Annotated in this window: 20 protein-coding genes and 1 pseudogene; 12 read left to right on the forward strand and 9 right to left on the reverse strand. The window is 51.1% G+C overall.

Annotated elements, in window-relative coordinates:
• Positions 1 to 41: 41 nt before the first annotated feature.
• Positions 42 to 1,229 (reverse strand): alanine racemase, encoded by a 1,188-nt coding sequence (gene alr / locus ACSTTO_RS03820; protein WP_439271818.1) that lies wholly within the window; start codon positions 1,227 to 1,229, stop codon positions 42 to 44.
• 253 nt (positions 1,230 to 1,482) lie between these two features.
• On the opposite strand from alr, the gene ACSTTO_RS03825 reads away from it, so the two are divergent.
• On the forward strand, positions 1,483 to 1,944 hold the full coding sequence (locus ACSTTO_RS03825; protein ID WP_439271819.1) for an Lrp/AsnC family transcriptional regulator: 462 nt from the start codon (positions 1,483 to 1,485) through the stop codon (positions 1,942 to 1,944).
• Between the two features lie 23 nt (positions 1,945 to 1,967).
• Here ACSTTO_RS03825 and ACSTTO_RS03830 read toward each other — a convergent pair whose 3' ends face one another.
• Positions 1,968 to 3,107 carry an alpha-hydroxy acid oxidase gene (locus ACSTTO_RS03830; protein ID WP_439271820.1) on the reverse strand — a complete coding sequence of 380 codons (1,140 nt, stop codon included), beginning with the start codon at positions 3,105 to 3,107 and terminating at the stop codon, positions 1,968 to 1,970.
• A 265-nt stretch (positions 3,108 to 3,372) separates the two neighbouring features.
• Here ACSTTO_RS03830 and ACSTTO_RS03835 point away from each other — a divergent pair, with 265 nt between their 5' ends.
• From ACSTTO_RS03835 to purU, 5 genes are all read left to right on the forward strand, one after another.
• Complete coding sequence (locus ACSTTO_RS03835; RefSeq protein WP_439271821.1) at positions 3,373 to 4,170, forward strand: GntR family transcriptional regulator; 798 nt, start codon at positions 3,373 to 3,375, stop codon at positions 4,168 to 4,170.
• Entirely contained in the window at positions 4,167 to 5,195 is a 1,029-nt protein-coding gene (locus ACSTTO_RS03840) for an SIS domain-containing protein (RefSeq protein ID WP_439271822.1), read from the forward strand. Before ACSTTO_RS03835 ends, ACSTTO_RS03840 begins: the two co-directional genes overlap by 4 nt.
• Entirely contained in the window at positions 5,195 to 6,367 is a 1,173-nt protein-coding gene (nagA, locus tag ACSTTO_RS03845; protein WP_439271823.1) for an N-acetylglucosamine-6-phosphate deacetylase, read from the forward strand. Before ACSTTO_RS03840 ends, nagA begins: the two co-directional genes overlap by 1 nt.
• Entirely contained in the window at positions 6,364 to 7,092 is a 729-nt protein-coding gene (locus tag ACSTTO_RS03850) for an SIS domain-containing protein (protein WP_439271824.1), read from the forward strand. Before nagA ends, ACSTTO_RS03850 begins: the two co-directional genes overlap by 4 nt.
• A gap of 207 nt (positions 7,093 to 7,299) precedes the next feature.
• Complete coding sequence (purU, locus tag ACSTTO_RS03855) at positions 7,300 to 8,184, forward strand: formyltetrahydrofolate deformylase (RefSeq protein WP_439271825.1); 885 nt, start codon at positions 7,300 to 7,302, stop codon at positions 8,182 to 8,184.
• Positions 8,185 to 8,306: 122 nt separating this feature from the next.
• Here purU and ACSTTO_RS03860 read toward each other — a convergent pair whose 3' ends face one another.
• The 5 genes from ACSTTO_RS03860 to ACSTTO_RS03880 all read right to left on the reverse strand — a co-directional run bounded on the left by ACSTTO_RS03860 (position 8,307) and on the right by ACSTTO_RS03880 (position 13,483).
• Complete coding sequence (locus ACSTTO_RS03860; RefSeq protein WP_439271826.1) at positions 8,307 to 9,377, reverse strand: ABC transporter ATP-binding protein; 1,071 nt, start codon at positions 9,375 to 9,377, stop codon at positions 8,307 to 8,309.
• A 4-nt stretch (positions 9,378 to 9,381) separates the two neighbouring features.
• A complete protein-coding gene (locus ACSTTO_RS03865; RefSeq protein ID WP_439271827.1) occupies positions 9,382 to 10,305 on the reverse strand; it encodes a carbohydrate kinase family protein in 924 nt (307 codons plus the stop codon).
• Positions 10,306 to 10,373: 68 nt separating this feature from the next.
• Positions 10,374 to 11,219, reverse strand: a complete 846-nt coding sequence (locus ACSTTO_RS03870) for a carbohydrate ABC transporter permease (protein ID WP_439271829.1) — start codon at positions 11,217 to 11,219, stop codon at positions 10,374 to 10,376.
• Positions 11,219 to 12,100 carry a carbohydrate ABC transporter permease gene (locus ACSTTO_RS03875; RefSeq protein WP_439271969.1) on the reverse strand — a complete coding sequence of 294 codons (882 nt, stop codon included), beginning with the start codon at positions 12,098 to 12,100 and terminating at the stop codon, positions 11,219 to 11,221. The genes ACSTTO_RS03870 and ACSTTO_RS03875 overlap by 1 nt, the downstream gene beginning before the upstream one ends.
• Before the next feature lie 144 nt (positions 12,101 to 12,244).
• A complete protein-coding gene (locus tag ACSTTO_RS03880) occupies positions 12,245 to 13,483 on the reverse strand; it encodes an extracellular solute-binding protein (protein WP_439271830.1) in 1,239 nt (412 codons plus the stop codon).
• 190 nt (positions 13,484 to 13,673) lie between these two features.
• Here ACSTTO_RS03880 and ACSTTO_RS03885 point away from each other — a divergent pair, with 190 nt between their 5' ends.
• Positions 13,674 to 14,915, forward strand: a complete 1,242-nt coding sequence (locus ACSTTO_RS03885; protein WP_439271831.1) for an ROK family transcriptional regulator — start codon at positions 13,674 to 13,676, stop codon at positions 14,913 to 14,915.
• A 168-nt stretch (positions 14,916 to 15,083) separates the two neighbouring features.
• Here the strand turns inward: ACSTTO_RS03885 and ACSTTO_RS03890 are convergent, their stop codons facing one another.
• Both ACSTTO_RS03890 and ACSTTO_RS03895 read right to left on the reverse strand, forming a co-directional pair.
• Positions 15,084 to 17,393 carry a Tex family protein gene (locus ACSTTO_RS03890; RefSeq protein WP_439271832.1) on the reverse strand — a complete coding sequence of 770 codons (2,310 nt, stop codon included), beginning with the start codon at positions 17,391 to 17,393 and terminating at the stop codon, positions 15,084 to 15,086.
• 244 nt (positions 17,394 to 17,637) lie between these two features.
• Positions 17,638 to 18,296: pseudogene (locus ACSTTO_RS03895) on the reverse strand (IS1595 family transposase).
• Positions 18,297 to 18,472: 176 nt separating this feature from the next.
• Between ACSTTO_RS03895 and ACSTTO_RS03900 the strand changes: the two are divergent.
• The 5 genes from ACSTTO_RS03900 to ACSTTO_RS03920 all read left to right on the forward strand — a co-directional run bounded on the left by ACSTTO_RS03900 (position 18,473) and on the right by ACSTTO_RS03920 (position 23,452).
• Positions 18,473 to 19,120: an HAD family hydrolase gene (locus ACSTTO_RS03900; protein ID WP_439271970.1), complete on the forward strand. Its 648-nt coding sequence runs from the start codon at positions 18,473 to 18,475 to the stop codon at positions 19,118 to 19,120.
• Between the two features lie 11 nt (positions 19,121 to 19,131).
• A complete protein-coding gene (locus tag ACSTTO_RS03905; RefSeq protein WP_439271833.1) occupies positions 19,132 to 20,079 on the forward strand; it encodes a sugar-binding transcriptional regulator in 948 nt (315 codons plus the stop codon).
• A gap of 210 nt (positions 20,080 to 20,289) precedes the next feature.
• Positions 20,290 to 21,606 (forward strand): ABC transporter substrate-binding protein, encoded by a 1,317-nt coding sequence (locus ACSTTO_RS03910; protein ID WP_439271834.1) that lies wholly within the window; start codon positions 20,290 to 20,292, stop codon positions 21,604 to 21,606.
• Between the two features lie 138 nt (positions 21,607 to 21,744).
• Entirely contained in the window at positions 21,745 to 22,617 is an 873-nt protein-coding gene (locus tag ACSTTO_RS03915; RefSeq protein WP_439271835.1) for a carbohydrate ABC transporter permease, read from the forward strand.
• A gap of 1 nt (position 22,618) precedes the next feature.
• Positions 22,619 to 23,452 carry a carbohydrate ABC transporter permease gene (locus ACSTTO_RS03920; protein WP_439271836.1) on the forward strand — a complete coding sequence of 278 codons (834 nt, stop codon included), beginning with the start codon at positions 22,619 to 22,621 and terminating at the stop codon, positions 23,450 to 23,452.
• Positions 23,453 to 23,461 lie beyond the last annotated feature (9 nt).

The raw sequence follows: 23,461 nt of genomic DNA on the forward strand, positions 1-23,461 counted from the left end.
CATATCCTGTCTGAACCTGCGATTGCAGATTTTATATTTAATCAGGCAGGGATGTCGTTAATATAGTTGCGCTGATATCGCTGTCCGAGCCCTGTGAGAATTTCGTAGGAAATGGTGCCGGCATCGCTTGCAAGCTGTTCAAGGCTTTGATGTTTGCCAATCAATTCCACCAGAGAGCCGAGCTTTAACGTGCCGTCCGGCAGGGCGCTGATATCCAGCGTGATCGAATCCATGGAGACGCGGCCGATAATTGGCAGGCGCGTGTTCTTGTAAAAAGCAGCACCCTGATTGCTCAAATGCCGCGGCAGGCCATCTGCATAGCCAACAGCAATTGTGGCAATACGGGTTTCTGTTTGCGTCATATAGCTGCCGCCATAGCCGACTGCAGTGCCGGCTGCAACGCTGCGGCATTGAATAACCCGCGCCTGCAGGGAAACTACCGGCTGCATCGGGTTTGGCTTGTTTTCCTGCGGCGCGCCGCCATAAAGCGCGATACCGGGGCGGGCGAGATCAAAATGATAGGCATTTTCCATGAAACTGCCGCCGGAATTGGAAAAAGCAACCGGATAATCCGGCAGCAATTGCAGCACATTTTGCATGTGTTGCAATTGCGCGCGGTTTTGCGGGTTTTGTTCATTATCAGCGCAGGCCAGATGGCTGATAATGAATTTGATATCCATCATATTCAGCACAGATATGTCGGCCAGAAGCGTGTTCAGTTCAGCTTCGGAAAGGCCAAGACGGGACATGCCGGTATCAATCTGCAGCAAGGCAGGAAGTTTGCGTTTGCGCATTTTACACAGATTTGCCCAGTTTTGTAATTGCTCAAACGAGTTTAATACCGGGACAATATGGTGATCAGCGCACAGGCTTTCTGTTTGCGGCTGCAATCCGTTAAGCACATAGATTGCGGCATCTTTTCCGATATGCGGCTGCAGATCAAGAGCCTCCCCCAGATGCGCAACAAAGAAATCGCGGCATCCGGCGGCATAAAATTGCGGAGCAACCCGCTCAATACCAAGACCATAGGCATTGGCTTTTACCACTGCTGCGGCGCGTGTTGGCCTGAGCTGTTCGGCAAGAATTTTGTAATTGGTGCGTAAGGCGGCAAGGTCAATGGTTAAAATGCCGCCGGCGGCAAGATTAATCGCAGTTTGTGCGCCATTGGCAAGCGTTTTGCCGGAAACTGTTTCGCAGTCTGTTTTCCGGCTTGATAATGATGCAGACATAAAACCCCGCCTTGCCCCGTTTTGGTATAAACCAAAAATGCGGCTGCCATTATAGTATGGTCAGCCTGGTTTATCAGTTTCATTAGAAGATGTATTTGCTGTTTAATCCGGTTATGGCATTGCGCCCTTCCAGACTCTCTCCCTGACGCGGAGTTTAGTCGAATAGTCTTCGAATGTTTTTGCTATTTTTCGAAATATATGCGATTTATAGCGAAATTTCCCTGATAAAATACTGTGAAATGGAAGATTCTTCGTGTCTGCACTGGACGCTATCGATCGCAATATTATCCGCTGCCTGCGCCGTGACGGGCGCATGACCAATAGCCAGCTTGCCACGGAAGTGGGCTTGTCGCAATCGGCCTGTTTGCGGCGTGTGCAATTGCTGGAGGCAAGCGGGGTCATCCGCGGCTATACGGCAATTATTGCAGCGCCTGATGCGGATGACCGGCTGGTGGCGCTGGTGCGTATTACGCTTGAGCGCCAGACGGAAGAATATCTCAATCGTTTTGAAGAGGCGGTGCGCCGCCATCCGGAGATACAGGAATGTTATCTTATGACGGGAGATGCGGATTATATTTTGCGTGCAGAGGCGGAGAATGCTGCGGCCTATGAGGTCATTCACAAGGAAATTCTCTCACGCCTGCCCGGGGTTGTGCGCATTCATTCCAGTTTTTCAATCCGCAGTGTGTTGCTGAGCAGGGCGCCATTAAAATAACGGCACCCAATTTATGTTAACAGTCAGTCTTTGTGCAGTACAGAAGCATCAATATCAGCAATATGCCGTTTGCCGCACAGCGCCATGGTGATATCCATTTCGCGGGCAATGATCTCCAGTGCTTTTGTAACGCCGGCTTTGCCCATGGCGCCAAGCCCGTAGAGAAAAGGCCGCCCGATATAGGTGCCTTTGGCGCCAAGTGCCACAGCCTTGAGAACATCCTGACCGGAGCGAATACCGCCATCAAGGTGAATTTCAATTTTATCACCGACAACATCCACAATGCGCGGCAGCACGGAGATGGAGGATGGTGCGCCATCCAGCTGACGGCCGCCGTGATTGGAAACAATAATGGCATCGGCACCGGTTTTTGCGGCCATCAGCGCATCTTCCTCATCGAGAATGCCTTTGAGGATCAGCGGCCCGCCCCAGAGTTTTTTGATCCACTCCACATCATCCCAGTTCAGCTTCGGGTCAAATTGTTCGGCAGTCCATGCAGAAAGCGATGATAAATCGCTGACACCTTTAGCGTGCCCTGCAATATTGCGGAATGTGCGCCGCTGTGTGCCAAGCATGGCAAGGCACCATTGCGGGCGTGTCATCATCTGCCAGATATGTTTTGGGGTGAATTTTGGTGGGGCTGATAAACCATTGCGCAGATCCTTATGACGCTGGCCAAGAATTTGCAGATCAAGTGTCAGCACCAGTGCCGAGCAGCCTGCGGCCTTGGCGCGTTCAATGAGATTGCGCACAAAATCACGGTCTTTCATCACATATAGCTGAAACCAGAATGGTTTTTTGGTTACAGAGGCCACATCCTCAATAGAGCAGATGCTCATTGTTGACAGGGTGAAAGGCACCCCGAATTCCTCTGCAGCCTTTGCTGCCAGCATCTCACCATCAGCATGCTGCATGCCGGCAAGGCCGGTTGGTGAAAGGGCAACAGGCATGGAGACAGGCTGGCCGATCATGCTGGTGGCCAGGGAGCGGTTTGTCATATCCACCAATACGCGCTGGCGCAATTTGATGCTGGCAAAGTCGCTTTCATTGGCGCGATAGGTGGATTCTGTCCATGCGCCGGAATCTGCATAATCAAAAAACATTTTTGGCACACGTCTGCGTGCCAGTTTTTTCAGATCGGCGATCTCCAGTACGGGACTCATAATGATGACTTTCTGATAAATGTTAACTGATAAAATCTTATCATTTAAAGTTGAATAAGTCAGGCAGCAATATCTGCCTGTGCACCGGATAAAGCGGCAGGGCATCGTGTTACCGGCTTGCAGAATGAAAGTGATAAGATGGTGGCGTTATGTTTATCTGAGCCTTCCGGCCTGTTGTCGCCACAGGCAGGGGCTGTGTGCAATTTTACCGGTGAAGGCGATTATTCATTTGCCAGTGGTATTAAAAAGGTATTATGATTGATTTATGGATAATACCAGATTACTTCCGCATTTACAGCGCGGGCTGGCCGCACAAACCAATGGCGGCCCGCTTTACAAGCAGGTTGCAACGGTGCTGATAAGCCTGATTGAGGAAGGCAGTCTCAGCCCCGGCAGCAGCCTGCCGCCCGAGCGTGAATTGGCACAGGCGCTGGGAATGGCGCGGGTTACCATTCGCTCAGCCTATCAGACATTGCTGGAAAACCGGCTGGTGGAGCGCCGCCATGGCAGCGGTACCTATATTTGTGAACGGCCGCAAAAAATCAGCCAGCCTTTATGGCAGCTTACCTCTTTTTCGCAGGATATGATCGCCCGTGGTAAGGTGCCGGGTGTGCGCATTCTCTCTGGTGGTGTTGGTAATCCTTCACCGGAGGAGGCGTTTCAGCTTGGCATTTCCATGCAGGATCAGGTGGTGCGGGTTGAGCGTTTGCGCCTTGCCGATGATTTGCCGATGGCTATTGAGCGGGCTGTTGTGCCGCAGCGTCTGCTTGGCCGTGATGAGGGAGCAGAGCCTGCGCAATCTGTGCTCAGCGGCCGGCTGTCGCTTTATGCGGCGCTGGAACATTATGGTTACAAGCCGGTGCGCGCCTTGCAGCGTCTTACCGCTGTGGTTTTGGATCCGGTCAATGCCCGTTTGCTTGGTGTGGCAGATAAGGCCGCAGCCTTGCAGATGGAGCGTGTCTCACGCACGCAGACGGATCGTATCGTGGAATATACCCGCTCGCTTTATCGCGGGGATGCTTATGATTTTATTGCAGAATTGAAAACGGGAGAGGTCAGATGACCGCATCAACACTTATGCTTCAGGAAACAGAGCAAGCTGCACAGATTGTGGCTGATCTTCTGAACCGGCAGCAGCCGGTTTTTGAAGAAATTGCAACTGTTTTTAAAAAGCGTAAACCGGCTTTGATTTCAACCTGTGCCCGCGGCTCATCAGACCATGCGGCAACATTTTTTAAATATCTGGCAGAAATTGTCTGCGGTTTGCCCGTGGCGGCAATCGGCCCGTCTGTTGCTTCGGTCTATGATGCGCCGCTGCAGCTTAACTCTGCGGTGCATTTTACGGTTTCTCAATCGGGGGCAAGCCCGGATATTGTGGCCATGCAGCGTGCGGCAAAGAAAAGCGGCGCGGTTACAATTGCGGTGGTTAATGTTACTGAAAGCCCGCTTGCACAGGAGGCGGATATTGTTCTTGGCATTGGGGCAGGGCCTGAAAAAAGCGTTGCCGCAACCAAATCCTTTATTGCCTCTGCAGCGGCACTGACCGGTGTGGTGGCGGCTGTGAGCGGCCAGAGCATATTGCAGAATGCACTTGGAAAATTGCCGCAGGCGCTGGAGGCAGTGCAGGTGGCGCCCGGCAATATGATTGAAAATATTCTGGCTGAAAAACAGTCGCTCTTTACCGCCGGACGCGGGCCGTCTTTGGCGATTGCGCTGGAAGCTGCATTGAAAGCCAAGGAAACTTCGGCCATTCATGCGGAAGCCTATTCACTGGCAGAGGTGATGCACGGGCCGATGCGTTTGGTGGAAAAGGGCTTTCCGATCATTGCGTTTCTTGCCGATGATCAGGCACTGCAGCATAATCTGCATTCCTTGCAGCATCTTGACCGGCTGGGCGGCAATATTCTGGCCATCTCGCCGCTGGAATTGCCTTTTCAGCAGATCAGGACACCGCAGACAGGCTCTGCCTTGCTGGATCCTTTGGTGGGGCTTGCCGCTTATTATCGCATTATTGAGGCGGTTACCCGCCGCAGGGGCTTTAATCCGGATAAGCCGCTTAATCTTAACAAGGTTACGGAGACGGTCTGATGGCTTGTCAGCTGTTACGTGGTGCCCGTATTTTTGACGGCAATCGCTTTCATGAGCAAACAGCCCTGCTGATCAGGGATGGTGTGGTTATCCGCCTTGTCAAAGCTGGTGAGGAATTGCCGCAGGATACGCAGATTATTGAGCTTGCCGGCGGCATTCTCAGCCCGGGCTTTATTGATGCGCAGGTTAATGGCGGCGGCGGCGTAATGCTTAATGACGGGCCGTCGCCGGAGATTATGTGCACCATTGCTGCCGGGCACCGGCCTTATGGCACAACCAGCCTGTTGCCAACATTGATCACTGATACCGGCGCGGTAACAGCACAGGCCATGGCTGCCGCGGTTGCAGCAATTGCGGAGGATAAGGGCGTTGCCGGCCTGCATCTGGAAGGGCCGCATCTTGCCCCTGCCAAAAAAGGCGCGCATCTGGCTGAATTGATGCGCCCTGTGGAAGATGCAGATATTAAGGCTATGATTGCAACCGCGCAGAAAATCGGCTGCCTGCTGGTAACAATGGCTGCCGAGCAGGTTACACCTGCACAGGTGCGTGAACTGGCAGAAGGCGGGGTGATTATCAGTATCGGCCATAGTGACAGTTCCTATGATATGGCCATGGAGCGGTTTGATGCCGGCGCGCGGGGTGTTACCCATTTGTTTAATGCCATGAGCCAGTTTGGCCACCGTGCGCCCAATCTGGTCGGCGCGGCGCTTGATCATCCGTCGGTTTGGGGCGGGATTATTGCCGATGGTCACCATGTGGAGCCTGCCGCCCTGCGGGTGGCGTTGCGGGCAAAGCGCGGGCAGGGACGCTTGTTTTTTGTGACGGATGCCATGTCGCTGGTCGGCTCAAAGCGCGACAGGTTCCGGCTGAACGGGCGTATAATTTATCGTGTTCAGGGCGGATATTGCCCTAAACTGGTGCTGGAAGACCGCATCACACTGGCCGGCTCCGATCTTGATATGGCATCTGCCATCCGTTACGGCATGGCAATGCTTGACCTGTCAGCCGAGGAGGCGTTGCGCATGGCAACATCTTATCCGGCAGAGTTTTTGCGGCTTGGTGATCGCGGCGTTCTTGCGCCGCAAAAACGGGCAGATATGGTATGGCTGGACGATGCCTGCCATGTCAGGGCAACGTGGATTGCCGGTCAGCGGCAGGATCAGCAGTCATGAATATTATTAATGCATATTTTGATCATGTGATTGCCCATCTTGCCCGTGTGCGTGATAGTCAGGCAGAGGCAATGGCGCAGGCTGTGAACCTTATTGCAGAGACAGCACGCCGGGATAAGCGGGTTTTTGTGTTTGGCACCGGTCATTCGCATATGTTAGCGGAGGAGGTGCATTACCGCGCCGGTGGTCTGGCAATTACCGTGCCGGTGCTTTCGGCTTTTACAATGCTTCAGGAGGGGGCATCCTCCAGCACCCGGTTTGAGCGTATAAGCGGCATGGTTGAGCCTTTGTTGCAACGCTATGATATTGGTGCGGGTGATGTGTTGATTGTGGTATCCAATTCCGGTGTCAATGCCGCACCGGTTGAGGCTGCCCGTTTTGGCCGCAAGGCGGGTGCTGCGATTATTGCCTTAACCTCGGTTGCCTATTCCAGAGCGGCGGCCAGTGGCCGTGTGCGCCTTGCAGAACTTGCCGATATTGTGCTGGATAATGAGATCCCTGCTGGCGATGCAATCCTGCAATTGCCAAACAGCACAATCAAGGCGGGGGCGGTTTCAACGGCTGTGGGTGCTACAATTCTCAATGCGGTTTTTGCCGCCGCTGCTGCCACGCTTGCGGAAGAGGGCGGCGATGTACCGGTTTATTGCAGTGCCAATATGCCCGGAGCCGCACAGATTAATGACCGGCTGGTGGCAAAATACAAGCTGCGCAATCCGCATTTATGATATCGGGACAGGCAATTTATAGCGGCGCCGGATCTTCTTCATTCCCTGAGGATATAAGAGGGATATATTTGTCTGCAAATGACAGAATTCCGTCATATGAAAGCGTAATCGGGACTGTCATATGCGCAAATTCTGTGTAAGAGCTTCATATTATCCGGTTTTCCGGCACAGATCTGTTGGAAATTATTGAAGCTTGAGGAATGCCCCATGCAAAATTACGTGTTGACCGTCAGTTGCCAGTCACGCCTTGGTATAGTCGCTGCTATATCCGGTTATCTTGCGGGTATGGGGTGCAATATTGTTGACAGCGCGCAATTTGATGATCTGGGCGCTGATAAATTCTTCATGCGGGTCAGCTTTATTTCGGAGCAGGGCAAAAGCTTTGAAGAAGTGGCAGGCGGTTTTCAGCAAACGGCTGACAAATTCGGCATGACTTATGATTTTCATGATATGCGCAAACCAATGAAAACCCTGCTGATGGTTTCGCGTTTTGGCCATTGCCTGAATGATCTTCTCTACCGCTGGAAAATCGGCGGGCTGCCGATTGACATTGTGGGTGTGGTTTCCAATCATTTTGATTATCAGAAAGTTGTGGTCAATCACGATATCCCGTTTCACCATATTGCTGTCACCAAGGACAATAAGGCCGAGGCTGAAGCGCGGCTGATGGATATTGTGAATAATACGGGTACGGAACTGGTGGTGCTGGCACGTTATATGCAGGTTCTGTCTGATGAATTGAGCCAGAAAATGTCCGGGAAAATCATCAATATTCACCATTCCTTTCTGCCGTCTTTCAAAGGTGCCAATCCTTACAAGCAGGCTTATGAGCGCGGTGTCAAACTGATTGGAGCGACTGCCCATTATGTGACTGCAGATCTTGATGAGGGGCCGATTATTGAGCAGGATGTTGCCCGTATCACCCATGCCCAAAGTGCTGCTGATTATGTTTCCATCGGCCGTGATGTGGAGGCGCAGGTTCTGGCGCGTGCCATTCACGCCCATATCCATCATCGCGTCTTTTTGAATGGCAATCGCACGGTGGTATTTCCTGCAAGTCCCGGCTCCTATGCCTCTGAACGCATGGGCTGATTAACCGCCGCTATTTGCGCATTCGCGGGTAGCAAACGGAGAATTGCCCCGTTTGCTATATTATTGCATTGGTTGCTGCGCAGGGCGAAAAAAGCAAAAGCCGGAAAATTCCGGCCTTTATTTTACAGGCTCAATCCGTTCTGCGGGTTGAAGAGCCTTATTGCACTTTCATCAAAATCGAGTGGCAGAATTTTTCCGCTTTTGATCTGTAGCTGCGGTGGCAGGCTCAAACTTATCCGTTGTTGCCCCAATCGGGCAGAAACAATAATTTCAGGCCCTGTCAGTTCGCCGATTTCTGCAACAACATTGAGTTTCGCCTGTACTGCATCGCAGTGGCGCAGGGCTTCAGGCCGCAGGCCGAGGATCAGTTCTTGCTGGTTTTTGATACTGGCTTTAAAATGTTCCGGTATAGTAATGGTGTATTGGGTGCCGTCAATATGCAGGCGGTCGCCCTGAACGGTAACTTTGAGCAGGTTCATCGGCTGGGCGCCGATAAATTCAGCAACATAAAGTGTTGCCGGATGATTATAAATCTCTTCCGGTGTGCCCAATTGCTCAATCCTGCCATTGCGCATAATCGCAATGCGGCTTGCCAGCGTCATTGCTTCAATCTGATCATGCGTCACATAGACCACAGTGGTTTTGAGCATTTGATGCAGGCGTTTGATTTCAGTGCGCATCTCCATACGCAGCTTGGCATCAAGATTGGAGAGCGGCTCATCAAACAGAAAAATCTGCGGTTTACGCACCAAAGCGCGGCCAATGGCAACACGCTGGCGCTGCCCGCCGGATAATTCTGATGGTTTACGTTCCAGCAGATTTTCAATCTGTAATAATCCGGCGGCTTGTCTGATTGCTGTTTCGCGCTCTTCCTTAGGCACTTTACGCATTTCTAGACCAAAGCCGATATTGCGTGCCACACTCAAATTGGGATAAAGCGCATAAGATTGAAAAACCATGGCAATATCACGGTTTTTCGGATGCATGCCAAGCACGGATCGCCCGCCAATGCGCACATCGCCGGAGCTTGGCTCTGCCAGCCCGGCAATAATATTGAGCAAGGTGGATTTGCCGCAGCCCGATGAGCCGAGAAGCACCAGAAACTCACCGCTTTCCAAAGCAAAATCAATGCCTTTGAGCGTTTGCACTGTTCCGTAATTTTTATACAGGTTGCGGATTTCCAGGGCACTCATCGGCTTAATCCTCTTGTGTCAGCAAACTGGTGTTATAGATGCGCGGCGTTGTGGATACAGCGGTTGATGCGGTGAGAACGCCCTGTTCCAGGCAGTGCTGCACATTGTTGCCGCCGGCCAATGCCGCCAGAAAAGCGGCATTAAAAACATCGCCCGCGCCGATAGTATCAACAACCTCAACAACAGGAGCGGGAGCACGGCAGATTTTTCCGTCCTCACCAATGGCAAGTGCACCTTCTGCCCCGCATTTGACCACCACGATTGCCTTTTGCGGCATTAATTTATGAATTTTCTGTGCGGCTTTTACCGGATCCCCCACCCCGCTCAAAGACGTAATCTCCACCTCATTCATCATGAGGATTGTACAATGGCTGATCCATGTTTTTGTGGCATTGATATTGCCTTCAGTCCAGCCGTCCAGCGGCCAGCCTGTATCCAGCGCCAAAGCGATGCGATTTTGTTTTGCCCAGCTGAAAAGCCCGTCATATTCTTCCACCAGCCCATCGGTGAGGAATGAGCCGCATAAAAGTGCGATACCGCCCTGCAATTTGTGCGTATCAATCATTGTCTGTACCTGTGCAAGGCGCAGATGGGGCAGATGTCCGCGTGTGGTGAAAAATGTGCGCTCACCATCAGGATGGGTAATGCCAACCGTGAGTGTGGTGCTTTCCTGTTCCACAGGCCAGTTGCGGGCTTTATCGCTGAAACTGTCGCGCAGCCAGTAGCCGAAATGATCATCGCCAATATTGGCTGCCATTTGATAATCCAGCCCGAAAGCTTCCCAGACCAGCGCTGAATTGCCCGCGGAACCGCCGACGCGCAATTCGTCATAATCAACAATAATTTCTGTGCCGGGGCGCGGCCATGGTTCTGCAGGGCCGAGGATGAGATCAACATTGACGTTACCAATAATGGCAAGTGGACGCATTGCGGTACCTTGTATAAAATTCGCCGATTGTTAACCGGCGGGCATGCTAAAATTAAGATTAGGTTGTCTCACCCCTTGACCCCGCCATTGGTGAGGCCGGAGATCAGCGCCTTTTGCATGATCATGCCGATTGCCACAGGCGGCAATGCAGCCAGCACACCGGCAGTGGCAATCATGCCATAATCAGAGACGCGTCCGCCTGCGAGATCGGCAATGGCAACAGTCAGTGTTTTGGCGCGCTGATCGGAGGTGAAAAGCAGGGCATAGAAGAATTCATCCCATGCCAGCAAAAAGGCAAACAAGGCTGCCGTGGCGATAACGGGAGCGGCCAGCGGCAGAATGATGATGCGCAGGGTTTGGAACAGGTTCGCCCCGTCCATCATTGCTGCGGCTTCCAGTTCACGGGGGATAGGATCAAAGCCGGTTTTCATCAGCCATGTGGTAAAGGGGGCAAGAATGGAGAGATAAACCAATGCCAGACCAATAGTGGTATTAAGCAACCCCAGCCCTGCAAGCGCCATATAAAGCGGCACAGAAAGGGCAACGGGCGGCAGCATATAGGTGGTGATGATGGCATTGAGCGACCAGCCGATTTGAGGGGTGCGGGAAACCGCCCATGCGGCCGGCACGGCAAGGCACAGTGCCATAATGGTTGCCATGCCGGCAACTGTGAGGCTGTTTTTTAAGGCTGCCATGAAATTGGCGCCGGCACTGTTTTGCGCAGCGGAAAGCAATATCTGATAGCGCGAGAGATCAATATTCTGCGGCCACCAGCGCAAGGGTCTGGCGCTGAGATCCGCTGCCGGTGAAATGCTCATGATGAACAGCCAGATAACCGGCGCAAGGATGATAATGGCCAGCAGGATTGCGCAAAGATGGATAAAGACGGAAAACAGGCGGTTTTGGCGTTCCATCAGCCGGATCTCCCCGATTTGCGCAACAGCATTGTGTAGACCAGTACCAACAGGCTCACAAACAGCGTAATAATCAATGCCAGTGAGGCACCGGAACCGGCACGCTGGAATGAAAAGGCCTCCTGATAGACCAGAATAGATAAAGTGCGTGTGGAATTGGCCGGGCCGCCGCGGGTCATCACCCAGATAATGTCAAAGACTTTGAACGCCTCAATGGTGCGCAGCACCAATGCCACCATCAGGGGCCCGACAAGATAGGGCAGGGTGACAATGCGGAACCGCTTCCACGGTGATGCGCCATCCACAAGTGCAGCAGCATTGATATCACGCGGCACAGCCTGCAGGGCAGCCAGCGCAATCAGTGCGACCAGCGGAAAATTCTTCCAGATATCAGCAAGGATGATTGCCGCCATTGCCATGCCCGGTTCACCCAGAAATGAGCGATAGCTCTCTGTCAGCCCGGTTTGTGTCAACAGCGCATTCAACGCGCCATATTCCGGATTATAGATCAGCCGCCACAAAGTGGCATTGACCACGGTTGGCAATGCCCAGGGCAGAATCATCAATGCGCGCAGCAGGGTGCGCCCGTAAAACTGCTGATTGAGCAGCAAGGCAGCGAGCACGCCGATGATCATTTCCAGAGAGACGGAGATAAGTGAAAAAACAAGTGTGGCAGATAAAGCGCGCTGGAAATTATTGCCGGAGAGCAAGCGTGTGTAATTATCGAAACCAACATATTGACCGGACGTGCCGACCAGTCTGGCATCGGTGAAAGACAGACGCACCGTATCTGCCATCGGCCAGCCGATTATGGCTATCATGATGATGAGCAATGGCAGCATCATCAGCCAGGCTCGCATTGTCAGTCGCATATCGTTCATGAGAACGGCAATAAATTTAAAATACTGCATCTGTCTGCCGGCTTGCGCCCTGTTAAGGCTCAGGCGGGAGATGGTTGCAAGGTCTGCGGAAATAATACGGGGAGAAAGGATTGGAACAATCTCCTGCTCCCCGTATCGGCGATGTCAGAGGCCGCTGTTCTCAGCAGCTTCATTCAGGGCATCCTGTGCGCTTGTCTGGCCGAGCAGGGCTTCCTGAATGGCCTGTTGCAATGCATTGGACAATTCCTGATATTTTGGTGTTGTCGGGCGCGGATACATGGCGGCAAGGCTGAGTTTGGCTGCGGCAATCAGCTCTTCCTGATCTTTGGCAACAGCCGGATCATCATAAGATGCAGTCCAGATCGGCAGGCTCAGCTTGGCATATTGGTTCTGCACCTCGGCGGAAGTCATGAATGTAATATATTTCCATGCTTCATCGGCATGTTTGCTGGTTGAGGTGATGCCAAGCCCCATCGAGCCGTTTACGGCCGATACTTCAGACTTGCCTGCAACGCCGGGTGCCGGCACAACGCCAACCTTGCCGGCGACTTTGCTGGTCTTGGGGTCATTGGCCATATTATACATATAGGTCCAGTTCATGGCGAATGCGGCTTCGCCATTTTCAAAGACCTTGCGTACATCTTCTTCCAGAAATTCCTTGGAATTCGGATTGGTCAGGCCGGATTTATAGCTCTCAACCATATAGTTAAGCGCATCAAGCCCGCCATTATTCTGGAACACAGGCTTGCCATCCTTGAGGAAGCTGCCCTTATTGGCGCTGACGAGTGTGGTGTAGTCGCAGATTGCAGCCTCTGCCTGCGCCCAGCTCCATACAACAGGATTTTCAGCAAGGCCTTTTTCCTTGATGATCGCGGCCTGTTCATTCAGCTCTGCCCAGGTCTTTGGCGGATTTTTAATTCCGGCTTTTTCAAGCATTTCCTTATTATAGAATAAATACTTGGTATCGAGAATCCACGGCATGCCATATTTTTTGCCGTCATATTCAACCGTTGTCCACGCGCCGGGCAAAACCCCTTTGGCCATGTCGTCGGTGATTCGGTCTGATATATCGAGCAGGACATTGTTGCTGGCATATTCAGCAGGCCAGATAACGTCAAACAGTACCACATCATAGCCAGAACCGGCGCCTTGTGCCAAAACGGTCTTATCATGCAGGCCTTCATAAGGCACAAATTCAAGATTCACCTTGATATCCGGATTGGCCTTGGTAAAAGCTTCAGTCATAGAGCGCACATCGTCTTCACTATAGGCCGATTGTGCCATAAATAGTGCATTCAATGTGGTTTCAGCATATGCATGTACAGAGCATGTCAGGGTAAAAACGCTTGCAGCAATAATTGCCCTGGATTTTAATTTCAACATCGTTGCCTCCACTTTTGAACCAGATCCCCGCAGGGCGGTCTTGCAATCTGTATCAGGATCATTTGACAAATGGGATGGCATTCAACCGGATCAGACTGTTTTCCGCAGACTATTTCTTTTTAGTCAAGTTCGTGGACTAAATATTTGACAATAGTGGGTGGGAGTCAAGCTGAAAATAAACGGAAACGCTATGACAGAGCCACGGCGTATAAAAGCCGCCAGGGGAAGCAATCAGGAGGATACCGGTGTGCATAATCGCCGGGTTGTGATTGATGCCCTGCATCTGAACGGACAATTATCACGGGCTGATCTTGCCAGAGCCACGGGGCTTAGCAAGCAGGCTGTTTCAAATATTGTGGAGGAGCTGGAGCAGAACGGTTTTGTTGTTTCGCTAGAGCCGGAAATACGCGGGCGCGGGCAGCCTTCCACGCCCTATCGCATTGTGCCGGATGCGGCTTTTACGCTCGGTTTGCAGATTGACCGGCATATTACCCGTGCGATCGCTGTTGATCTTACCGGTAATATTCTGGTGCGGGAAAAGGCGCTGCTTGATCACGATCAGGGTGACGGCAGCCCCGCAGAAGGGCTGCGGGTTATCTTTTCATTGATTGAAAATGTGCGAAAAAAACTGAGTGCGCAGCGCCCTGGTGCCGAAGAGCGTCTGCTTGGCATGGGGGTTGCCATGCCCGGACCCTTCGGGCTGGAACATGATAAGGATGATCCGCTGACCATGTCAGCATGGCATAAATACCCGCTGGTTAACAGGCTTGCAGCGGGCACCGGATTGCGGGTCTCTATCCAGAATGATGCTGCGGCCTGCGCCACGGCTGAAGCGATGGTGGGGGCTGCTCACGGGCTTGATCATGCTGTGTGCCTGTTTCTGGGCTACGGGATCGGCGCGGGGCTGATTCTTAACGGGGCATTGTATCGCGGTTTTAACGGCAATGCGGGCGAGATCGGCATGGTGCTGGCACCACCTGCATCCGCAGGTGAGAGATTTTCAAATATTGAACATCAGGCTTCACTGGCCTCCTTGTATCAGGCGCTGGATTTACGCGCAGCTGATCCGCAGGTGCTGGAAAAAGTGGTGGCGGCGGTTGAGCGTGACGATGTGCGTTTTCAGCAATGGCTTGAGAATGCCGGTTGCAGCCTGCGCTGGTCGGTGCAGATGATTGAAACGATTTTTGACCCGCAGACGATTATTCTTTGCGGGGATATGCCGGAGGTATTGGGGCGGCGGCTGATCAATGCAATGCAGCCGCTTTATCCGTCTAATACCGAGCGGCGGGTGCGTTTTCTGCCACGCCTGCAATTGGGGATGACAGACCCCTGGGCTGTGGCACTGGGGGCTGCGGTGGAGCCGATCAATCAGGCTTTTGATCCGCGATTTTCTGCGTTGCAGAAGACCAATCCGGAACAATATCAGGATTGATTACTGATAATAAGGGCGCTTTATTTTTATACAAAAGCTGAAGTGCGCTCAGTATTGTTACAGTTCGGGTTGCAAACAGAATATTTATAAACCTGTCAGATAATAAAGAAATTATCCGGAGCGGCTTCAGCTTGTTAAATTCAGCCGGAACCGCTCCGGATTCTCATCTTATTTGCGTTTCATGGCCTCCAGCAGAGCCGCACCCAGCCCGCCTTGCACTTGAGCAGTTTTTTCCTGCGGTTTGGCTGTAAAGTGCTTTTGTGCCGGACGATTGCCGCGCTCACCCGCAGGTTTTTGTGCTGTTTCACCGCCTCCGTCCTTGCGCATGGTCAGGCCGATACGTTTGCGCGGCACATCCACTTCCGTCACCCGCACTTTTACAATATCGCCGGCTTTGACGATCTCATGCGGATCCTTGACAAATTTATCGGCAAGCTGGGAGACATGCACCAGCCCGTCCTGATGCACACCAATATCCACAAATGCACCAAAGGCGGCAACATTGGTCACTGTGCCTTCCAGCATCATGCCGGGCTTGAGATCCTTGATATCATCAATGCCATCGGCAAAAGTAGCGGTTTTGAATTCCGGACGCGGATCACGCCCGGGCTTTTCCAGTTCGGACAGAATGTCTTTTACTGTTGGCAGGCCAAAGCGTTCATCGACAAAAAGTTTGGGGTCAAGGGAACGCAGCGTTGCAGAATCGCCCATCAGTGAGCGGATATCGCGGCCACAGGCAGCAATGATTTTGGCAGCCACTCCATAGGCTTCCGGATGCACGGATGAGGCATCCAGCGGTTCTGTACCATTGGGAATCCGCAAAAATCCGGCTGCCTGTTCAAATGTGCGGTTGCCAAGACGGGCAACCTTGAGCAAATCCTTGCGTCTTTTGAACGGGCCGTTTTCATTGCGGTGGGCAATAATGGCTTCCGCCAGCGATGCGCCAAGGCCGGAGACACGCGCCAGCAGCGAGGCGGAAGCGGTGTTGAGATCAACGCCAACCGCATTCACGGCATCTTCCACCACCGCATCAAGCATATGGGCAAGGCGGGTTTGATCGACATCATGCTGATATTGGCCGACACCGATGGATTTGGGTTCAATCTTTACCAGTTCTGCCAGAGGATCTTGCAGGCGGCGGGCAATGGAAACCGCACCGCGCAGTGATACATCAAGCTGCGGAAATTCTGCAGCGGCAATTTCGGAAGCGGAATATACCGATGCTCCTGCCTCTGAAACAATCACTTTAAGCGGTTTTGGTGCAGGCATATCGCCGAGCAAATCGGTAACCATGCGCTCGGTCTCACGGCTTGCAGTGCCATTGCCAATGGCAATCAGCTCAATTTTATGTTTGCGGATGAGTGCGGCCAGTTCTGCCTGTGCGCCGCGCAGATCATTGCGTGGCGGAAACGGATAAACGGTAGCCGTATCCAGTAATTTTCCGGTGCCATCCACAACAGCCACTTTCACACCGGTGCGAATGCCAGGATCAAGCCCCATTGTGGCGCGCGAGCCGGCAGGAGCCGCCAGCAGCAGGTCTTTCAGGTTGCGGGCAAAGACATTGATTGCTTCTTCCTCAGCCCGTTCACGCAGATCACGCATCAGATCAAGCGACAGGGAGAGTGAGAGTTTCACCCGCCATGTCCAGCCGATCACTTCCGTCAGCCATTTATCGCCGGGCAATGTGCCGCCAACCTGATAACTATGAGCAATCATGCGCTCAACCGGTTTCAACGGCGATATATCCTGCTCGTCAACGATAATTTCCAGCGAAAGAAAATCTTCATTGCGGCCGCGCAACATGGCAAGGGCGCGGTGCCCTGCCACCTTATTCCATGGTTCGCTGTGATCAAAATAATCAGAAAACTTTGCACCCTCAGCCTCTTTACCCGCAACCACGCGAGAACGGAGCACGGCATTATCTTTCATATAAGTGCGCAGGCGGCCGAGAAGGTCGGCATTTTCAGTGATATTTTCAGCGATAATATCGCGGGCACCTTCAAGAGCTGCCTTTATATCCGCAACATCCGGTGTGATATAGGCCGCCGCGAGTTCGGCCGGCACTGCAGCGCGATTATCAAGAATGGCCTGTGCCAGTGCATCAAGGCCGCGCTCGCGGGCGATTTGTGCGCGGGTGCGGCGCTTTGGTTTGTAGGGCAGATAAATATCTTCCAGCTCCGCCTTGGTGGTGACGCCGGCAATTTTTTGTTCAAGCTCTGGTGTGAGTTTTTCCTGTGTGCGGATGGATTCAAGAATTGTCGTGCGGCGGGCTTCCAGCTCGCGCAGATAAATGAGCCGTTCTGACAGGCTGCGCAATTGCGTATCATCCAGACCGCCGGTTACTTCCTTACGGTAGCGGGAGATAAACGGTACGGTAGCCCCTTCATCCAGAAGGCTGATGGCGGCAAGTGCCTGTTCCGGCTTTGCGTTTATCTCGCTGGCAATCAGCGTGGCAATCCGTCTTGTAATCTCTGTCATATGTAACTCTGTGATATGTTTTTGTAGTAGGGAATCTCAAACAGTCCTGAACCATAAATAGCATAGGTACCGTTTGCGATGCTGTGAAGGCTGATCTTTTATGTGGATGAATGTGCGCAGATGCGATGAGAACAGGTGCGCCGGAGACGATCTGAATTTTATTTTATTGCATGATCCAGACGTAACGCCGCTTTATATTCTGTGTCTGAAAATGTTTTTGGGGCTGCCATAGATTGCGTGAGTGTTACTTGAACCACCAGTGTTGCAAAATCTTGATGAGATTAACAACAGGACGGTGATTGAACCGCCATTCATACTCTTTGATGACAGATGAAAGTGCTGCTGTGGAATACCGTTCTAGCCTCGCAGGTGGCGCTTGGCCTGTTTCCAGAAGTTCTCGATCCCGTTGATGTGATTGACACCCTCAGCAAACAATTCTGAATGGTTGATCCGGACGTAATGGCATTCGGAAACGTCCAGAACATCATAGGTACCAAAACGATCGGTGTAAACGATGGAGTCCGGCCTTAGTTTGTCCCTGATGATTGGGAAAAGCGTGTCTGTACGGGCACTTGGGATGGCAACGACATAAATCTTACCAGCCCGCTTCAATAGCCTGAAGACCCGAACCTTACCTGTTGCACCACGACCGTGTTTACCTATCCTGTGTCCGCCAAAATAGCTTTCATCGACTTCAATTTCACTGCCCATCAGACCCGGTTCTGATGTAGCCAACTCATCGAAAATCACTTCGCGAAGTTTGTGAAAGAACAAGATCGCCGTATTGCGATTGACGCGCGTCAATTCCGCCGCTGAACGGGCTATGATACTTGCGCAAAAATACTTCAAAGGCTTAAGTTGCGTACTTCTCGAGAGCTTGCTTCGCCGCCGTGCTCTAATCATCTGACAAAAAAGCCTTTTCAGCTATCTATATCAGCCTCTTTTTTATAAGGTTATTTTTCAGTCGTTATGTACAGCTCGCCTTCCTCTTTTTTCATTTCAAATGATTTGACGTAAGCATTTTGTGCCGCATACTATAATTTACCACGATTGTGAGGTGAAAAATTATCGATCTTGTTATTTTTGATTGCGATGGCGTATTAATTGATAGCGAAATTATCAGCGCCAATATGCTGATTGAGGAGCTGGCGAAGTTTGAAATTCATATTGACCGGCCATATGTCGCAAAACATTTTCTTGGTCGCAGTTATCCGACGGTATTTTCAACAATTCGTGCGGATTTTGGCGTTGAATTGCCGGCTTCTTTTGAAACTCATTATCGTGAGCAGCTTTTAAAAGCATTTGATAAAATGCTTAAAATTATTCCCGGTGTTGAGCCGGTATTGCGTGAGATGATATTGCCTTGGTGTGTTGCCACTTCATCCAGCTTACCGCGTGCTGAAAAGTCGCTGGAGCTTACCGGTTTGCGCGCCTTGGTTGGGGAAAGGCTTTTTACCGCCAGTATGGTGGCCAATGGTAAACCGGCGCCGGATCTTTTCTTATATGCCGCCAAAGAAATGTGTGTTGCACCTGGCCGCTGTCTTGTTATTGAAGACAGTCTTAATGGTATTCGGGCAGCACGTGCTGCGGGCATGAAAGTCTGGTACTTTATGGGGGGAAGTCATATGAAGGGACAGGAGTTTAACGAATCTGCTGATCTGCGTCCTGATTTAAGATTTGATGATTTTTCCACTTTTCCAATCCTGCTTGAGCAAAATTTATCATGAATGCCACTTCGATGAACCGAAATGATACTGACCTGAAATCAGATGATGCGGTTGCGCGCGCTGGCTGGCTTTATTATGCTGGCGGTATGACACAGGATCAGGTGGCAGCGGAAATGGGCATTTCGCGCCAGCGTGCCCAGCGTCTGGTCAGTCGTGCGGTCGCCAATGGCTTGATTAAAGTGCGGCTTGAACATCCAATCGCCGCCTGTTTGGAATTGGAAGCGCGTTTACGTGAGCGTTATGGATTAAGCGAGTGCCGTGTTGCGCCAATGCTTGGCGTGGGGGCGGACCCCGCGCGGGTGATTGCGCCTGCGGCAGCGGCATTGTTTGAAAAAGTTCTGAACCGGTCTGAACCGCAAATCATCGGTGTTGGCACCGGACGTGCCTTGCGGGCAATGGCTGATGAATTGCAGGAAGGCACCTGTGACCGTCATCGTTTGGTGTCGCTTATTGGCAATATATCAATTGATGGCTCAGCCACAATGTTTGAGGTCATCCTTTATATCGCGTCGCGGCTGAACGCCCCGCATTATCCAATGCCGGTTCCTGTGATCAGTAGCAGCCGTGAAGAACGCGATGCTTTTTTAGCCTTAAAACCGGTTCAGGCGGTTCATCGTCTTGGCAAAAAAGCCAATGCAATCTTTGTCGGCATTGGTCAGATGAACGATCAAGCCCCCCTGTTTTTGGATGGTTTCGTCAGTGAACAAGAATTGCACGAAGTGCGTAAACTGGGTGGTGTCGGTGAAGTGGCAGGGCATATTTATGATGCCAACGGCCATTATATCGACAATGAAATCCACCGGCGCATGGCAGGTATTCGTGTGGAACCGGGATTGGAACGTTTAGCTATTGGTATTGCGGCCGGATCAAGCAAGATCGACGCTATTCGTGGCGCGCTTAATGGGCGGATCATTAATGGTCTCGTAACGGATGAGGCAACTGCCGCAGCATTGCTCTAATCTTTTGTTTTTTCAAATTATTTTTATACATTGCCATAGGTGTAACGCTGCCTGTGGGAGGGCGGCTTATTGGTAAAATCATTGGGTAATTTTACTGCGCAAATGTTTTAATCACAATTTTGCGGGAAATAGAACTTGACAGAATTATATCGTTGTCGAATGTTTGATCAGTGACCGAATAATTGCTCAAAATTATCTTGGGAGGGGCAAATGTCGTTAACAATACGTGGATTGGTTGGAGCCGGTTTTCTGGCGGCCTTGTCGATGACGGCGAGCGCTGAAACCATCACAGTTGCAACTGTCAACAATGGTGACATGATCCGTATGCAGGGATTGATGTCAGAGTTTAAAGCACTTCATCCAGATATTGATGTTGAATGGGTAACCCTGGAAGAAAATGTGCTTCGTCAACGGGTTACCACCGATATTGCCACTCAGGGCGGGCAATATGATGTTTTAACTATCGGCAATTATGAAGTGCCGATCTGGGCTAAGCAAGGCTGGTTGCTGCCATTGGAAAAGCTTGGCGATGATTATGATGCCGCCGATCTTTTACCGCCGGTTGCTGCTTCGGTCAGTATGGATGGCAAGCTTTATGCTGTGCCATTTTATGCAGAAAGCTCGATGCTGATGTATCGGACTGACCTTCTCGAAAAGGCTGGATTGACCATGCCGGAAAATCCTACATGGGAATTTGTGCGGGAAGCGGCTGAAAAAATGACCGATAAGGCTGCTGGCGTATTTGGCATTTGCTTGCGCGGCAAAGCCGGCTGGGGTGAAAATATGGCGCTTTTGCCTGCCATGTCCAATTCCATGGGCGCGCGGATGTTTGATATGAATTGGAAGCCGCAATTTGATAGTCCAGAATGGAAAAAGACCATTGACACTTATTTGGATTTGATGACCAATTTCGGCCCTCCGGGAGCTTCATCCAATGGGTTTAATGAAACATTGGCGCTGTTCCAGACCGGAAAATGCGGCATGTGGGTTGATGCAACTGTTGCTTCCTCGTTCATCTCCAATCCGAAAGATTCAACCGTTGCGGATAAGGTTGGCTTTGCCAAGTCGCCAAGTGGTGAAGGCATAGACAATCACGGTAACTGGCTGTGGTCGTGGAATCTGGCTATTCCGAAAACCTCTAAAAAGGCTGATGCGGCTCAAGCTTTCGTTGCATGGGCAACCTCTAAAGCCTATCTTGATTTGGTGGCTGAAAAAGAAGGTATCGCCAATGTACCACCCGGCACCCGCACTTCACTTTATGAAAATCCGGAATATTTGAAACAAGCACCATTTGCCAAGGTTACACTTGAGGCTATTATGGCGGCCAATACACAAAAACCTTCGGTTCAGGATGTGCCTTATACCGGTGGTCAATTTGTTGCTATTCCGGAATATCAGGCGATCGGCACTGCGGTTGGCCAGCAGTTTTCTGCGGCACTTGCCGGCAGTGTCACTGGTGATGCTGCTCGTGCAACCGCGCAGCAATTAACAACCCGTGAAATGACCCGCGGCGGTTATATCAAATAAGTTTCCCATTTTCGGATACGCCCTTATCTGTGATGATAAGGGCGTATCTTTCGCTTTATTAAATGCTTTAATTTTGGTTTCGTCGCATTTTTTGCACGCAAGACCCGCTTCGCATTTTTGCTGGAAAGGCTGAAAGACATGGCCACACAAGCATCGCGCTCGGCAAGTCGCCTGATGATTTCGCCCGCTGTCATTGTGTTGTTATTATGGATGATTGTACCGCTGGGCATGACCATCTGGTTTTCCTTCCAGCGTTATAATCTTTTGATGCCGGATGCGGTTAGTTTTGCCGGTTGGGAAAATTATCATTATTTTTTCACTGATCCTGCCTTCTGGCCGGCTTTATTCAATACATTGATATTAGTTTTAGGGGTTCTGGCGATTACCACTATTGGCGGTACATTGCTGGCGCTTTTGCTTGATCAGCCAATTTTGGGGCAAGGTATTGTTCGTGTATTGGTGATTGCCCCCTTCTTTATCATGCCAACGGTTTCAGCCCTGGTCTGGAAAAATATGTTTTTCAATCCGGTGAACGGTTTGTTTGGCTGGGCGGCACGCAGTCTTGGTTTTGCACCGATTGATTTTCTTGCGCAATATTCATTACTGTCGATTATCATCATCGTTGCATGGCAATGGTTGCCTTTTGCCACTTTGATCCTTTTAACGGCCTTACAATCGCTTGATCGTGAGCAATTGGAAGCGGCAGAAATGGATGGTGCGGGTGCCTTTTCGCGCTTCTATCACATTATGCTGCCGCATTTGGCGCGGGCAACGACAGTTGTCATCTTAATCCAGACAATTTTCTTATTGTCCATTTTTGCAGAAATTTTGGTGACCACCAATGGTGGCCCTGGCACATCCTCCACCAATTTGACCTATCTCGTCTATGCGCAATCCTTGCTGCAATTTGATGTCGGATTAGGCTCAGCTGGCGGGATTGTTGCGGTTATCTTGGCTAATATTGTTGCGATCTTCCTGATGCGGATGATCGGGCGTAATCTGGAGATGTGAGATGAGCAGACGCACTAATCATTCCAGGCGCGTGCTGGCCTTAACAATTTTGGCATGGGTTGTAGCCTTTATCATCTTTTTCCCGATTTTGTGGACGATTTTAACATCTTTTAAAAGTGAAGCGGATGCCATTGCCATTCCGCCGAAATTTTTAGCTTTTGACTGGACTTTGGAAAGCTATCGCGCCGTACAGGAGCGTTCAAATTATTTCCTGCACTTTCGTAATTCAGTCATCATCTCATTAGGTTCAACATTGCTGGCATTGTTGATTGCCATTCCTGCTGCATGGGCGATGGCCTTTGTGCCGGGCAAGCGCACCAAGGATGTGTTAATGTGGATGCTTTCCACCAAAATGATGCCGGCAGTTGGTGTGTTAATTCCAATTTATATGCTGTTTCGCGATGCCGGTCTGCTTGATAGTCTTGTTGGTATTACCATCATTTTAACGCTCATCAATCTGCCGATTGTTGTGTGGATGCTTTATACCTATTTTAAGGAAATTCCGGTCGATATTCTGGAAGCGGCACGCATGGATGGTGCAAATTTACGCGCTGAAATCATTCATGTACTGACACCAATGGCAGTTCCAGGCATTGCCTCAACTTTATTGCTCAACATTATTCTGGCATGGAATGAAAGTTTCTGGACGCTTAATCTGACGACGGCTAAAGCCGGCCCGCTCACTACATTTATCGCCAGTTATTCCAGCCCTGAAGGGCTGTTTTATGCCAAACTTTCCGCGGCTTCGACCCTTGCTATCGCCCCCATTCTCATTCTTGGCTGGTTCAGCCAAAAACAGCTGGTGCGTGGTTTGACTTTCGGCGCTGTCAAATAAGCGGATTAT

The sequence above is a fragment of the Pseudochrobactrum albidum genome (genome assembly GCF_051851455.1).
Classification (GTDB): Bacteria; Pseudomonadota; Alphaproteobacteria; order Rhizobiales; family Rhizobiaceae; genus Pseudochrobactrum.

What these genes read in the sequence shown, in the direction of transcription:
- alr (WP_439271818.1), bottom strand. Translation starts at nt 1,229, where the DNA reads ATGTCTGCATCATTATCAAGCCGGAAAACAGACTGCGAAACAGTTTCC.
- ACSTTO_RS03830 (WP_439271820.1), bottom strand. Translation starts at nt 3,107, where the DNA reads ATGAGTCCCGTACTGGAGATCGCCGATCTGAAAAAACTGGCACGCAGA.
- ACSTTO_RS03835 (WP_439271821.1), top strand. Translation starts at nt 3,373, where the DNA reads ATGGATAATACCAGATTACTTCCGCATTTACAGCGCGGGCTGGCCGCA.
- ACSTTO_RS03840 (WP_439271822.1), top strand. Translation starts at nt 4,167, where the DNA reads ATGACCGCATCAACACTTATGCTTCAGGAAACAGAGCAAGCTGCACAG.
- nagA (WP_439271823.1), top strand. Translation starts at nt 5,195, where the DNA reads ATGGCTTGTCAGCTGTTACGTGGTGCCCGTATTTTTGACGGCAATCGC.
- ACSTTO_RS03850 (WP_439271824.1), top strand. Translation starts at nt 6,364, where the DNA reads ATGAATATTATTAATGCATATTTTGATCATGTGATTGCCCATCTTGCC.
- purU (WP_439271825.1), top strand. Translation starts at nt 7,300, where the DNA reads ATGCAAAATTACGTGTTGACCGTCAGTTGCCAGTCACGCCTTGGTATA.
- ACSTTO_RS03860 (WP_439271826.1), bottom strand. Translation starts at nt 9,377, where the DNA reads ATGAGTGCCCTGGAAATCCGCAACCTGTATAAAAATTACGGAACAGTG.
- ACSTTO_RS03865 (WP_439271827.1), bottom strand. Translation starts at nt 10,305, where the DNA reads ATGCGTCCACTTGCCATTATTGGTAACGTCAATGTTGATCTCATCCTC.
- ACSTTO_RS03870 (WP_439271829.1), bottom strand. Translation starts at nt 11,219, where the DNA reads ATGGAACGCCAAAACCGCCTGTTTTCCGTCTTTATCCATCTTTGCGCA.
- ACSTTO_RS03875 (WP_439271969.1), bottom strand. Translation starts at nt 12,100, where the DNA reads ATGAACGATATGCGACTGACAATGCGAGCCTGGCTGATGATGCTGCCA.
- ACSTTO_RS03880 (WP_439271830.1), bottom strand. Translation starts at nt 13,483, where the DNA reads ATGTTGAAATTAAAATCCAGGGCAATTATTGCTGCAAGCGTTTTTACC.
- ACSTTO_RS03885 (WP_439271831.1), top strand. Translation starts at nt 13,674, where the DNA reads ATGACAGAGCCACGGCGTATAAAAGCCGCCAGGGGAAGCAATCAGGAG.
- ACSTTO_RS03890 (WP_439271832.1), bottom strand. Translation starts at nt 17,393, where the DNA reads ATGACAGAGATTACAAGACGGATTGCCACGCTGATTGCCAGCGAGATA.
- ACSTTO_RS03905 (WP_439271833.1), top strand. Translation starts at nt 19,132, where the DNA reads ATGAACCGAAATGATACTGACCTGAAATCAGATGATGCGGTTGCGCGC.
- ACSTTO_RS03910 (WP_439271834.1), top strand. Translation starts at nt 20,290, where the DNA reads ATGTCGTTAACAATACGTGGATTGGTTGGAGCCGGTTTTCTGGCGGCC.
- ACSTTO_RS03915 (WP_439271835.1), top strand. Translation starts at nt 21,745, where the DNA reads ATGGCCACACAAGCATCGCGCTCGGCAAGTCGCCTGATGATTTCGCCC.
- ACSTTO_RS03920 (WP_439271836.1), top strand. Translation starts at nt 22,619, where the DNA reads ATGAGCAGACGCACTAATCATTCCAGGCGCGTGCTGGCCTTAACAATT.